The organism is Clostridium sp. cel8, assembly GCF_014050525.1.
Classification (GTDB): domain Bacteria; phylum Bacillota; class Clostridia; order Clostridiales; family Clostridiaceae; genus Clostridium_B.
Genome location: NZ_JACGAG010000008.1, coordinates 14,967 through 28,955, shown reverse-complemented (window position 1 = coordinate 28,955; position 13,989 = coordinate 14,967). Strand labels below are relative to the sequence as shown.

The following is a 13,989-nucleotide window of genomic DNA, read 5'->3' as shown; positions in this document are numbered from 1 at the left end:
TAAACATTGAAATAAAAAATGAGGGGAATTATTTCCCTCATTTTTTTATGCACTTTATTTTAATTCATGTTTTATTGTGAAATATTTACTATAGAAATATCATCTATGGTACAATATTCATATATATCTAAAAAAGACTGGAGGTAGTAGATTTTATGAATAAAAATACTCTTAGAACTATAGGAGGTACTGCTGTATTTTCCCTTGTCATGTCTGCATCTATTCCTGGAATTTCTGTACATGCTGAAGAAGATGTAAACCAAATAGTAGGTGCAGACAGTACAGAATTAGCAGTTAATGCTGCAGAGTCAAATTGGGCAAGTGCGGATAATGTAGTACTTGTATCTAGTGAAAGTTATGCAGATGCCATAAGTGCAGTTGTACTTTCAAAAAAACTCAATGCCCCAATACTTTTAACTGGAAGCTCCAGTTTAAATGAAAATACAAGTGAAGAAATAAGTAAATTGAGCCCAAAGAACATATACATTGTAGGTGGAACAGGTGTAATATCTAGCAGCATAAGAACCCAGCTTAAAAGTGAAGGTTACAACCTTGTAGAACTTGGTGGGGAAAATAGATATGAAACAAATGCAGCTGTAGCAAACAAGCTTGTAGAACTTGGAATGGATCCTTCAAATGTAATTATGGTAGGTGGAAGCAATTTTTCAGATGCACTCTCTGCTGCACCAGTTGCTTCAGCTAAAAATGAAATATTACTACTTGGAGGAAATGACAAAACTGCCATGCCTTCTATAATATCTTTTGTAAAGAATAACAATTCTAAAGTTACTGTAATTGGTACAAACAATCTTATAAGTGATAGTACCTATAAAACTGTAGGTGCAGTAAATAGAGTAGACGGTGGCGCAGATAGATTTGAAACAAACTTAAATGTTTTAAATGCCTATGATAGTGACTTGAGTTCAAATAAAATATATGTAGCAAATGCAAGTGGAGATAGATATGCCGATGCTCTTATAGCAGCTTCTCTTGCAGGAATAGACTATGCACCTCTTGTACTTGTAGGAAGTGGAGGCGACTTACAAACTACAAATGCAATGAAGTATATAAGCTCAAAAGCAGAAGATTCCACTGAAATAAATGTAATATCTGAAAGTGGAGCAGTAGATGATGCAACTATTTCTGCAATTAGAAATGCTCAAAGGGGAATTGTAGGAGATAGCAATACTGTAAACTCTGTAACTGCAATTGGACTTAATCAAATAAAAGTTGTATTTAACACTGATGTAGATGAGGATTCTGCAGAGAGAGTTGCAAATTATCAAATTGACGGAGATAATTTAACTTCTACAGCTAAAGCCTATCTTCAAGATGACAATAGAACCGTTTTAATTACCTTTAGTAAGCCATTTCTTATGGGAAAAACTAAAACTTTTAAAGTAAAGAGCAATATTTTAACAGATGATTCATCATCTTCAATAGATGAATATGAAAAAGACATTACATTTATGGAAACTGGTTCACCCTCAATTAAATCCGTAACTGCAATTGGAGGAAATAAAGTTCAAGTTAGATTTTCAGAGCCTATAAGAATGGATGATGATGACCTCTATTACATGAAGATAAATGGAAAACGTGTTTTAAATTATGGTATTAATGAAGAATATACTGAATTAAAAGATCAGTCTGGAGATTGGGTAGATGGAGTTGACCTGTACTTTAATTCACCTCTTCCAATAGGAGAAAATACTTTTACAATGCCAGATGGTAACACTGGAACTAGATTTGACAATGCAGCAAATATTCCAATTAAAAGTCAATCTGAAAGCTTTACAGTAGAGTCTGTATCTGGAGATCCTAAAGTTGAATCTGTTACAACTGACAATGCAGGAACTATATATATAAAATACAACAGACCAATGGACACTGAAACTGCACTAGATCCTGATAACTATGAAATAAATGGTGATACTGTAGATGTAGATGATTCATACGTTAATTTTGAATCTGGCTCTGGAGACAGTATAGTTGAAATAAAGAATGTAGGAAGTATGCTTGATGAGGGAACTAACACAATACTTATAGAATCTGATGTAGAGGATACTTTTGGAAATAACATAAATCAGACAAGCAGAACTCTTTATTATGGAAGCAGCAGTGAAAAGCCAACTGTAACATCTGCAAATATTTTAAACTCTGAAACTATAAGAATTAAATTCAGCAAAGATGTTGTAAGAAGTTACGCAACAAATATTGGCAACTATACAATAAAGGATTCAGATGGAAATGACATAAGCTATAAGTTAAACAATGTAAACACAATAACTGTAGATGGAAATAACAATAGAACATTTGATCTTAAATTTGAAGATGGTGCATTAAACGGATCAAGATACACATTAACTGTAGAGAACATAATAGATACAGAGGCAAAGCCTAATTTAATGGATACTTATACACAAACACTATCTGGTATGGACGATGAAGATGTTAAAGTTACAGAAATAGTTAAAAGAGTAGATGAGGACAATTCCATTGTAATATTTTTCAATAAGACAATGGACGAGGCATCTATATCAAACAAGTCAAATTACCTCTTTAGAGATGGAACAGGGGAGATAAGAGATTTGCCAGGTGGTGCTGATGTAATTCCTTCCTATGATGATAAGAGTGTAACTATTGAATTTCCTTCAAATTACAGCATTGGAAGTGGAGATACTTCAAGAGATGTAGTTCAGGCAGGAGTTGAAAATGTAGTTGATAAAGATGGAAATTCTCTATCACTTGGATATTTAGGAGATATAAGCACATCAAGCAGCGGTGGCCCTAAAATGATATCTGGAAGTCCTAAAATGACTTTCAGTGGAGATGACATAGTTGTAAGAGTAACAATGTCTGAACCTATTGACGCTCTTTATATGGATGATTTTAGAGTAGATAGTAAAAAACCTGATAGTGCATCTGTAGATGGAAATGATGTAGTTTTGCTATACAAGAGCAGTGTAGATGATGGTGAAAAGGTAGATGACATAAAAGACTGTGGAGAAAGTACAACTGTAAAGGTAGTAAGCACCAATTCAGTAGATGTAGCAGGACGAAAAATAAGGACAGGTTCTACTAAAGTCTATATACCACCTGTAACAGATCCAGATGACTTTGAGGCAATTGACGCTTCAAATCAAGATACTATAAAAGTTGCCTTTAATCAAGATATAAATACTTCTATAGAAAATCTTTATGGAGATGACTTTGTATTTACAGATGTAACTACGGGAAAAACTCTCTCTCCAACTGCAATAGATGTAGATGATGATGTTGTAATTTATAGATTTACTTCATCTGCTTTTGACGAAGGTGATGTTATAAAAGTTGCAGCAAGTAGCAATACATCAAATATAAGCATAAGAAGTGAAAAACATGATGATGCAGGATATACTGTATACTCGCCTTCAAGTGATGACTTGTCAGGATACACTATTACTGCAAAATAGACTTGTTTATAAAGAACCGCTTAAATGGCGGTTCTTTTTTTGTGTGTAATTGTGTGTAATTATGTTAAAAAAAATTAATAAATTATAAAAAATAGGAAGGAATTATGAATTTTTTGTAGAATAATTAAGAAATATGAATAAAAATGAAGAAAATTGGATATATTATCTTATTTTTTTTATAATACTTTGATTTGAGATTTAGTAATTCTGAATATGAATTAAACAGCATAGAAAATCAACTGAAAAATCTTATAAGCAATTACACAACAGGATTTTGCTATTCTATAAAATATGGAGATTTTTATTATGTGGAGGAGTACCTATATCCTGGGAGTAGTCTGTATAATGAGCAATTAAAGTATATTCAAAATACTCATGATAGTGGAATAAGAGAATCTATAATGTCATATAGCCTGGAATCTTATACTATATCAGACGATAACAAATCTGGAACTATAACTACAACTGAAGTCTATAAAATAACCCAAAATGGAAATAGTTCTATAAAGACTTTTAAATATTTATATGGATTTAAGTACAATGAAGTTAGAGGATATCAGCTTACAACTATAAAAGCTTTGAAATAAGAAAACAGCAAATTATCTATGGGTCAAGAGGTTTAGTAGGCATATATATGTTTTGGTGGAAATAAACTTAGGTTTATGGTAAAATTACCTTGTAAATGTTAGTATAGAAACAATTTGAATTTTGAAGGGAGGAAAAAATGAACAAACTAAAAATCACAACAATTGCAGCTTGCATTGCTCTTTTTTCAAATACGGCAGTTTTGGCAAGTGGTAATACTCTTGATATAGATGCTTCCATAGATTCTGCTATAACTAGTTCCTACAAGATAAAGAGTATAGATATTTCTATAAAACAGGCAGAAAATTCCTATACTTCGGATATTAAAAAAACAGGAAGCTATGGAGATCAATTGGACACACCTAATTTGGACAAGTATACAAGGCTTTCTATTATGGAAAACATTGCAAATAAGCCTAGAGAAGATAAGTTTGATGAATATAAATACACTCAGATGAAGACTGTAGCTGAAAATGAAGTGAAAATATCTGCATATACTCAGTACATTTCACTTATGAATGCAAAGGATTATCTTGACCTTGAAAAAGAGAAATTTAAAAATGCACAGGATAAGTATGATAGTTCTAAAGTAAAACTTGATGTTGGTACAATATCACCTGCCCAATTAAAGCAGGCAGAGGCAGATTATTATAGTGAAAAGGCTGCTCTTGAAAAGGCTGAGAGGCAGTATGATCTCTGCGTTATAAATATGAATAAAACACTAGGAAGAGATATATATGAAAAATATGATGTGCTACTAAGAGATAAGCTTACTGAAGATCCTTACATAAGAAGTTATAAGGATTACTTAAATGATGCACTTACAAAAAGAGCGGAAATTTTAATAGGTGAGGAAAATATAGAACTACAAAAGTTTGAATATAACATAACAAGGTCGGTTTTTCCAGATACTCAGTCCGTTCCACGTAGACTTGCACAGGCAAAACTTGATAACGCAAAAGATAGTCTTGAAATTGCAAAATTGGACATAATACCTGAAATAAATAGCCTATACAATGATGTGTTAGTAAAGGCAAAAACACTTCAGTCTAAAAAAGATGCTCTTGAACTTGAAAAGATAAATTACAATATGGCAAGTACAAAGTATAATGTAGGAGTTATAAGTAGAATAGACTTTCAATCTGAAGCTATAAAATTGAAAGAGGCAGAAAATACAGTTAAAGCAGCTGAAAGGGAAATATGGCTTGCTCAGCATAAGCTAAATTTAGCTTGTAATGAGGGATATGATACGTCTAAACTGAATTAAAATATATGGGAGGTAGAATAATGAAAGGAAAATTTAGCGTAGTAGCTTCTGTAGCTTTGGCTTTTGCTATAAATACAAGTTGTTTTGCAGCTTCAAATGCTCAGGCAACTTCAAATACTGAAGTTCCAACTACTGTATCTATAATAGGCAGTCAAACTCTTAGCCTTGATCAGGTACTTTCTTATATAGAAAAAAATAATGTAAAAGTAAAAGCAGCTGATGCTAAAATATCTCTTTATCAAAAACAATTTGACAGAGATAAGATGAATGCAGAACTTATAAATAATAGTGGTACAAGTGAAGTAAACTATCCAAGAGGACAGTATGTAACTGTGAAATTGCAAACTGATGTTTTGCCAAAGAAAGATGAGCAGAACATAAATGATGCAAAAAATGATAGAGATACACTTTTAAATGATATAAAGTTCGATGTTGAACAGAAATATATGGATGCACTTAGCTGTCAAGATAAGATAGATATTATAAATAAGCAGATAGAAAATGTAGACAATCAAATTTCAATTATGAAAGCAAAAATAGATCAGGGAGTTGCAATAAGTACTCAACTCAATAGCTTGAATGTGCAAAAGAGTCAACTTATGGCAAGTTTAAATGCGCCAAAGGCACAACTAGAGCAAGATCTTTTAAGTATAAAGCAGGCAATAAATATGGATCTTGATAGTGATTTAACTCTTGTACCAACGGAAAAGACATATTCAAAATATGATGACAGTGATATTCAAGATAAAATTGAAAATGCCGTAGAACAAAGTTATAACTTGAAAAAAATAAATAATAATATTGCAATACTTGAAATTCAAAAGGATATATATAGAAGATATTCATACAACGATGCTACAGGAGAGGTAAGCACAGGGTTAAGTATTGAAAATTTAAAGAGCAGCCTTTATGATACAGAACTTAATACAAAGATAGGTCTTTGGAATAGTTATTATAACTTAAAAAATCTTGAAGATACTGTGAATACAGAAATTGCAAAAGTTGAAAGTGCAAGTGCAAATTACAATACAATTCTTGCAAAAGTTAAGGAAGGTACGGCTTTGAGTATTGAAGCAGATTCTGCAAAACTTTCTCTTGAAAGTGAGAAGATAAATTTGAGAAATGCTCAAAACAACTATATGGTTGCAGCTGAAAAGTTTCAGTATGACCTTACAAAATAATTATTTTAAGTTTTTATTAAAAGTTAAAATAAGCCCTAGTAAATATACTAATATGTGTTAAAATAGGTTTGTTAAAATAAACTAAATATTTAGCTCATGTAGGGAGAGTGTTTATGGTGAAGGTTGATTCGAAAAAGCTTAAAATAATATCAGTAGTAATTGCAGTTTTAATTTTGTGTTTTGTTGGGTATAGTTTTGCAAACAAGTCTAATAATAGTACTAAGCAGGCTTCAAAAACTGAAGAACCGGCAGACATAAAAGTTAATGAGGACAAGACTGCTGAACTTAAAGAGGAAAAGATATTAACAAATGGTAAGGTTTATGTGCAAGACAACAAAGTAGTGGCAACTATGATTGTAAAGGATGATGTCAGCGATGCTGACGCCAAAGCACTTGCAAATAAATATGCAAAGGAATTGAAAGAAGAATACAAGAATATGCCAGTAAATGTTATGGCTGTAAAGAATGACAAGAACATAGCAAATGTAAAAATTGAATAGTTAAAAATTAGGAACTGCAAAATGCAGTTCCTAATTTTATGGTAAAACTTTAAAATTCATCTTAGTAATTGGAAAAGATAGCTTTTTTCCAGATGTACTTTCTATATTATCAAGTATAATTATTGTATATTCTGTATTCTTTTCATATCCATTAAAAGGAGGATTTATTACTATAGTATTTGGACTTTTAAATTCAAAGGATACATCTTTGTAATTTCCATTTTCATCTTTAACTTCTATATTGTTTTGCATTGTCATATCTATACTTTCTATTATATTGTCATCACTATCTTTTTCAGTTTTATCATTTAAGGGCTTATTAAAATGTATTTCCCATGCTTTATATGGATCCTTTGTTTCTTTATCTGAAAGTGTCTTTATATTTGACATCTTTATTATTACACATTTTCCATCATCTAGAGCAAGAGCTGTTTCCTTATCAAAGTTTGTGGCACTGTTGAAGTCTTGATTTATTAGAGATGAACCCAATGTATCTATATAACGCCACTTTACATACTTTTCTACTGTATCAGGATCTCTGTCATTTAAAGCTCCAGTGATTTCGCGTACACAGGTGCAGCCTTCAGTAAAGTCGTATGCCATATCAAATGTAGGTTCTATAACCGTTTTTCCATTTTCGTCTATAAAGCCAAATTTGCCATCTTTCTCTACTCTTGCAAGGCCATTATGAAAGGCATATATATTGTCAAACTCTGATTTCATTGTAGCATTTCCCAAGCTGTCTATAAATCCGTAATCTCCACTTAATGATATAACAATTGCCTTTCCTTCTCTGTAATTATCTATAAAGCTGTACTTTGGTTCTACTAATATTTTCCCAGAGGAATCAATAACCCCATATCTTCCGCTTTTAACTATAAGTGACATTTCCCCATCTGTAGCTGTTATACTGTCAAACTGTGGGCCCAGTATTTCATTTCCTGAGTAGTCTATTATTCCCCATTTTCCTGAATCCTTTACCTTTATAAGTTTGCTGTTTAAAAATGATATGTCATCGTATTTAAGAGGTGTTAAAGCGGTTCCATCTGTTTTTACAATTCCCCACTTTTTATTTTTTTCAACAGGTACAATACCTTTTGAAGGCTGTTTCATTTCATCAAAGCCTAGGTATTGAAAATTTCCATTTTCATCTACAAGCTTCCATGTAGAACCTGATTTTACTGATGCGTACCCATCTTGAAAGTCACTGGCATCTTGAAAACTTGGAATTAAAAATATATTTCCCTTAGAGTTTAAAAATCCATATTTGTTATTTTCTCTAACTTTTAAAAATCCATCTTGAAAATCATATATAAAATCAAATCTTGGGTTTAAAATAATTGTACCATTGCTATTTGCAATTCCCCATTTTGAATTTATTTTTACTGCAGCAATATTTTCTTTTGCAAAGTAGGTTACATCGTCATATATTGGTTTTATAATTATATTTCCATTTTTGTCTATAATTCCAAACTTAGAACCCTTTGCAATCTTTGCATATCCATTTTTAAAATCTGAAATAGAAGTGAACTGTGGACTTGCTATCATTTTCCCCTCTGTGTTTATAAGACCATATAAATTGTCTTTTTTTATTTTAGAAATTCCATTTTGAAAGGGATATATGCTGTCTGCTTCTATATCTGTCTTTGTAATTGAGTAGATAGGACTAGAAGCTTTAACTTTAAATAGATTTATTCTTGATAAGCCTATAAGAAACAAGATTAAACAGAGAGGAATAAAGTATGTTTTTATTGACTTTGGCATGTTTTTCCCTCCTTTTTAGATTATTATACCATTTATTATATATGATTTCTATGTTACATATATGTTAACATTCTCCCATTTTCATAATCATATAGAATAAAATAATTTGTTATAGTATAATGTAGTTATAGTATTTATGTAAAAATTTATAAGACAGTTGTATGTCATAGAGAGTATAATAATTTCAATTATGTTGTAGAAAGCAAATCGATAAATGGAGGGAAATATGGTTAAGAAGGTAGAAAAAGATTCACAAAATAATAAAAGCGAATATGTTTCGACAAAATTGTCACTTCTGGAAAAAGATGATGTTGTAATTTCAGATGTACATAAGGAAATTTTGGAAGATGAGATAAAAGAACTTCCACCTATAAAAGATGGAGAACTAAACATTTCAGCAGTTTATTTATATGATGTAGGTGAAAAGTTTGAATCAAAGATATATGTTAGAAATGGAGTTTCAGAAAATTTGAACTTAGAGGATATTCCTCTTGTAATAAAGAATTCAAAGGGTGAAATACTTGGAGTACAAACTTTTGATCTTAGAGGACTTGGAAAGCTTCCTCCTTATTCTGTAAGACCTATAAAAGTATACTTTGATAAGAAAAATGTGAAAGTGGACACTATACCTGAGGATTGGGAAATAGCTTTAAGCGGAACATTTAAAATAACTACAAGAGTTAGGCCAAGCTTTGAAGGATTACCTGAAAATTTAGATGAGAAAGATAGAAAAGTTCTTGACAACTTTCTTGAAGGATTGCCAGAACTTGAAGAAGGAGAATTTAGTATATCAACTTTCAGTATAGGAATTCAAGAAGATGGAAAGGTGCTTGTTACTTGCGTTATGAGAAATGCTGCACCTAAGCCTATTACTTTAAGTAAAATGCCTTTAACAGTGTTAAATGAAAAAAATATAGTGTTTCAGTCAAGACAATTTGAACTTAAAAACTTTACTGTAAGTCCATATAGGGCAAGACTTTGCAACTTTGCATTTGAAACTAATGTGCGTCCTGAAAAAGCTCAGGAACTTAAAGGTTGGTCTGTGGCTTATAAGCTTGTTGACAGAAAATAATAGAATATAAAAATCTGATATATTTTTAAAGTATGGGTAAGATAATTAAATTGTCTTACTCATGTTTTTATATATTTACTTTAATTTAATAAATAGTTAATTTATGTTAATTTTAAATTATGATATAATAGTATAAATTTGGTTAAATGAGAAGGTGATATAATCAAAAAGGTAGCTTTAATTTTAATTTGTTTTATATGGATGGGATTTATATTTTACAACTCCTCCAATAGTGGAAATGTGTCAAATAAGAGAAGTTATAGTATTTTAAATAATCTTAAAAACATTAAAAATAAAATACTTGAAAACAAAGTAGAATCTAAAAGTCAATCTAGTAAAATAAAAATTTTTAATAAGAGTTCTATTGAAACAAAATTTAAAAAAGTTTTTGAAATTCCAGATAATAGGCAAGAAAGGTTGAATTTTATTGTAAGAAAATGTGCTCACATGTTTGAATACTTTATACTTGCCATTTTAGTTTCTATTTTGCTTTTTACGTTTAAATTGAAAGGAAAACAGGCTATAGTATATATAATGTTCATTTGCCTATTTTATGCTGTTACAGATGAATTTCACCAGCAGTTTATAGCAGGTAGAACATCACTTGTAAGTGATTCTCTAATAGATTTTACAGGAAGTCTTATAGGAATGTTTTTGTTTTACCTACTATATTATAAGATTTTAAATAAACATAAAGCATAAATATTCTAAAATTTATTGACTTAATTTTTTTATAGAGGTATATTTATTAATAAATGATATATATATTATAGAATATTAAAATTTATTTTGTAATTTAATTGAGGGGGCTTTTTAATGTCAAAATCGTATGTATTTTATCAGGGAAAAATTGTAGAGGAAAGCGAAGTAAGCATAGGTATAAGAAGTAAGGCTTTTAATTATGGACTTGGTTGTTTTGAGGGAATAAGAGCTTATTGGGATGAAGAACAAAAACAGTTATTTGGTTTTAAATTCAAAGAGCATTATACAAGAATGCTTCAGTCTGCTAAGACACTTAATTTGAATATACCATATACAGTAGAGGATTTAAGCAAATTTACAGTAGAACTTTTGAAGAAAAATAACTTTAAATGTACTACTTACATAAGACCTATAATATACAATGATGCACAGGATATCGGACCAAGCCTTACAAATGCAGAGCCTAAGGTTGTTATATACTGTCAGCCTCTTAATAAGTATGCTGGAAAATCTGAGCTAAGTGTTGGAATCACATCATGGGGAAGAATTGAGGACAACATGATACCTCCAAGGGTAAAGGCTACAGCTTCTTATTTGAATTCAGCTTTGGCATCACTTGAAGCACATGAAGCAGGATTTGATGAAGCTATATTCCTTACAAGAGAAGGACATGTTTGTGAAGGACCAGGAGAAAACTTGTTTATATTCAAGAAAGGTAAGCTTATAACTCCACCAGCTTCTGATAATATACTTGAAGGAATAACTAGAGATTTAGTTATTAAACTTGCAAAAGAAGAACTCGGACTTGAGGTTGTTGAAAGAAGCATTACAAGAACTGAACTTTATGCATCAGATGAAGTATTTTTCAGTGGAACTGCAATGGAAGTTACTCCAGTAGTTGAAGTTGACCACAGAGTTATAGGAACAGGAAAAGAAGGAGAAGTTTGTAAAAAACTTAAGGAGTTATTCTTTACATTAACTGTAGGAAAAAATCCTAAGTATGCAGATTCATGTACTCCTGTTTATTAAAATTTATATTCAATTATATAAAAAAATAAGATACCGGCTTAGGTCGGTATTTTATTTTTATTTAGTTTAAATAATTATAGCTAAATAAAATATTTACCTATAATTGTTGACATAAATTCAGAAATAGTGTTTAATATTACTGACTGGTCAGTAATGTTAGAAACTATTTCTGAATTGTTATTGAAATTTATCAATTAAATTACTAATTATATACGCAGTTGTACAGTCATTTGTAGGAGTGTATTCATATGAAAACTAGATTCTTGAAAATATTTAAAAGAGATATGAAAAGTATTGTCAAAAACAAAATGGCACTTTTAATAGTTACAGGTGTATGTATTCTTCCATCTTTGTATGCATGGGTTAACATAAAAGCTTGTTGGAGTCCTTATGAAAATACAAAAGATATTCCAGTTGCAGTAGTAAATGAAGATAAAGGTGCTACATTTAGAGGTAAGGATGTAAATGCAGGAAAAGATATAGTTGATAAATTAAAAGAGAATGATAAGATAGGGTGGAAATTTGTAAACTCAGAAAATGCTGATATGGGTATTATAGATGGGACATACTATGCTGAGATAAAAATACCTGAGGATTTTTCCGAAGATCTTACTACTATAGATTCTGATAATCCTAAAAAACCTGAAATTATATATAAAGTTGATACTAAAAATACTCCTGTTGCAGTAAAAATAGCAGATGTTACTAAAATGAATATTTCAAATGAAATAAAGACAAATTTTATTTATAGTGTAAATAAAACTCTTTTTACTTCTTTAAATTCAATTGGTCAGGTTGCTGATGAAAACAAAGATGATATTATAAAATTGAAAGATGCTATAATAACTTTAAGTGATAATATGGATATAATAACTGATACTTTAGAAAATATAGATGATGGTTCTAAAGATTTAACTAATATTCTAAGTGCAGTTAAGGGAGGAATTCCATCACTTGATACTGTAATAGGAGATGTTAATGATGCAAATGAAAATAATACAAATTCTATAAATACAATTAAATCTTCTCTTAACAATTCTATAAATAATATAAATAATAATTTAAACAATGCTAAAATTGACCTTTATAGAATTGAAAGTATGATTGATTATTTGAATTTACTTAGTAAAGAATCTGGTTATAAAAATGTTGATTACACTGTATCAAAAATTAATTATCAGATAGATTTATTGGACAATAAAATTAATGTAACGAGAAATTTCTTGGACAAGATTAATAGTTTTAAATCTACTTCTGCAGTTGAAAATATGATAGATTCCCTTGACAATATACAAAATTCTCTAGATACTGAAAAACGAAATATAAATGAGCTTCAAGATGAATTGGACAAGGGTATTGGGAAAAATAGCAATCTAATGACTTCAATAACTAGCACTATGAAAGATATTAATGATGATCTTATAGACGCTTCGGTTCAATATAATAATGAGGTAATTGGAGATTTGAATTCAATAGCTGATGAACTTGTTGATTCTACAAATACTGCAGTAACTATGTTACAGTCTATAGAAAATCTTAATAATAGTGGAGATAGTTCTATAGATGCATTAATAGAAGGTAGTAATCTTGCTGGAGAATCTGCAAGTAAGTTAAATAAAAAATTACTTAAATTTAAAGATGATATAAATAAGCTGGCAAATGAACTTAAACTTGTTAACAATAACGATATAATACAGATAATTACCATACTACAAAATAATCCTGAGTTTATGGGAAATTTTATGTCTAATCCTTTTAATGTTAAAGTGGAAAATATATATACTGTTGGAAGTTTTGGATCGGCTATGGCACCTTTGTATACAACTCTTGCAAATTGGGTAGGATCTATTTTGCTTGTGTCAATATTTAGAAGTGACGCTGATGGATTTAAGGGAGATGCAGAATTCACTCCAAGAGAGAGATATTTAGGAAAGCTCACAACTTTTGTAATGTTGTCTTTAATTCAGGGATTTATAGTTGCAGTAGGAGATAAACTCTTAGTTAATGTACAGACGGTGAATGTATTTCTCATGATAATGATTTCTCTTGCAGCATCTGCCACATTTACTACAATAACATATACCCTTGTTTCAATGTTTGGAAATCTTGGGAAAGCAATTTCAATTATATTTCTCATAGCACAGATAGCAGGAAGTGGAGCTACATATCCTATTCAACTTGAACCATTGATTTTTAGAGTATTACAACCTATATTTCCATTTACATATGTAGTTAGTGGATTTAGGGAAGCTATTGCTGGACCTCTTATAAGTACTGTTGTTCTGGATTTTGTAGTGCTTATAATAACTACAGTTATCTTCATAATAATGGGATTATTCTTGAAAAAACGTATTTATCACATTACTTATAAGTTTAGAAAGAAACTTAAAGATTCAGGCATAGGATATTAAATGCAATTATTGACTTAGAGGTGAAT

At 30.3% G+C, this 13,989-nt stretch carries 10 protein-coding genes; 9 read left to right on the top strand and 1 reads right to left on the bottom strand.

Annotated elements, in window-relative coordinates:
- The first annotated feature begins 155 nt into the window (after window positions 1-155).
- From H2684_RS08255 to H2684_RS08235, 5 genes are all read left to right on the top strand, one after another.
- Window positions 156-3,452, top strand: a complete 3,297-nt coding sequence (locus H2684_RS08255; RefSeq protein ID WP_182088930.1) for a cell wall-binding repeat-containing protein — start codon at window positions 156-158, stop codon at window positions 3,450-3,452.
- A gap of 191 nt (window positions 3,453-3,643) precedes the next feature.
- Entirely contained in the window at window positions 3,644-4,039 is a 396-nt protein-coding gene (locus H2684_RS08250; RefSeq protein WP_182088929.1) for a hypothetical protein, read from the top strand.
- Window positions 4,040-4,176: 137 nt separating this feature from the next.
- Window positions 4,177-5,304, top strand: a complete 1,128-nt coding sequence (locus tag H2684_RS08245) for a TolC family protein (protein ID WP_182088928.1) — start codon at window positions 4,177-4,179, stop codon at window positions 5,302-5,304.
- Window positions 5,305-5,324: 20 nt separating this feature from the next.
- On the top strand, window positions 5,325-6,485 hold the full coding sequence (locus H2684_RS08240; protein WP_182088927.1) for a TolC family protein: 1,161 nt from the start codon (window positions 5,325-5,327) through the stop codon (window positions 6,483-6,485).
- A 113-nt stretch (window positions 6,486-6,598) separates the two neighbouring features.
- Window positions 6,599-6,985 carry a hypothetical protein gene (locus H2684_RS08235; RefSeq protein WP_207719422.1) on the top strand — a complete coding sequence of 129 codons (387 nt, stop codon included), beginning with the start codon at window positions 6,599-6,601 and terminating at the stop codon, window positions 6,983-6,985.
- Window positions 6,986-7,021: 36 nt separating this feature from the next.
- Here the strand turns inward: H2684_RS08235 and H2684_RS08230 are convergent, their stop codons facing one another.
- Complete coding sequence (locus H2684_RS08230) at window positions 7,022-8,749, bottom strand: WG repeat-containing protein (RefSeq protein WP_182088926.1); 1,728 nt, start codon at window positions 8,747-8,749, stop codon at window positions 7,022-7,024.
- 226 nt (window positions 8,750-8,975) lie between these two features.
- Between H2684_RS08230 and H2684_RS08225 the strand changes: the two genes are divergently transcribed.
- The 4 genes from H2684_RS08225 (at window position 8,976) to H2684_RS08210 (ending at window position 13,963) form a co-directional block, all read left to right on the top strand.
- The gene (locus H2684_RS08225) at window positions 8,976-9,821 is read left to right on the top strand and encodes an SLAP domain-containing protein (protein ID WP_182088925.1); all 846 of its coding nucleotides are present in this window, start codon (window positions 8,976-8,978) and stop codon (window positions 9,819-9,821) included.
- Between the two features lie 159 nt (window positions 9,822-9,980).
- On the top strand, window positions 9,981-10,523 hold the full coding sequence (locus tag H2684_RS08220; RefSeq protein ID WP_347707540.1) for a VanZ family protein: 543 nt from the start codon (window positions 9,981-9,983) through the stop codon (window positions 10,521-10,523).
- Window positions 10,524-10,637: 114 nt separating this feature from the next.
- Window positions 10,638-11,552: a branched-chain amino acid transaminase gene (locus H2684_RS08215; protein WP_182088924.1), complete on the top strand. Its 915-nt coding sequence runs from the start codon at window positions 10,638-10,640 to the stop codon at window positions 11,550-11,552.
- A gap of 248 nt (window positions 11,553-11,800) precedes the next feature.
- On the top strand, window positions 11,801-13,963 hold the full coding sequence (locus H2684_RS08210) for a YhgE/Pip domain-containing protein (RefSeq protein ID WP_182088923.1): 2,163 nt from the start codon (window positions 11,801-11,803) through the stop codon (window positions 13,961-13,963).
- Window positions 13,964-13,989: the final 26 nt, after the last annotated feature.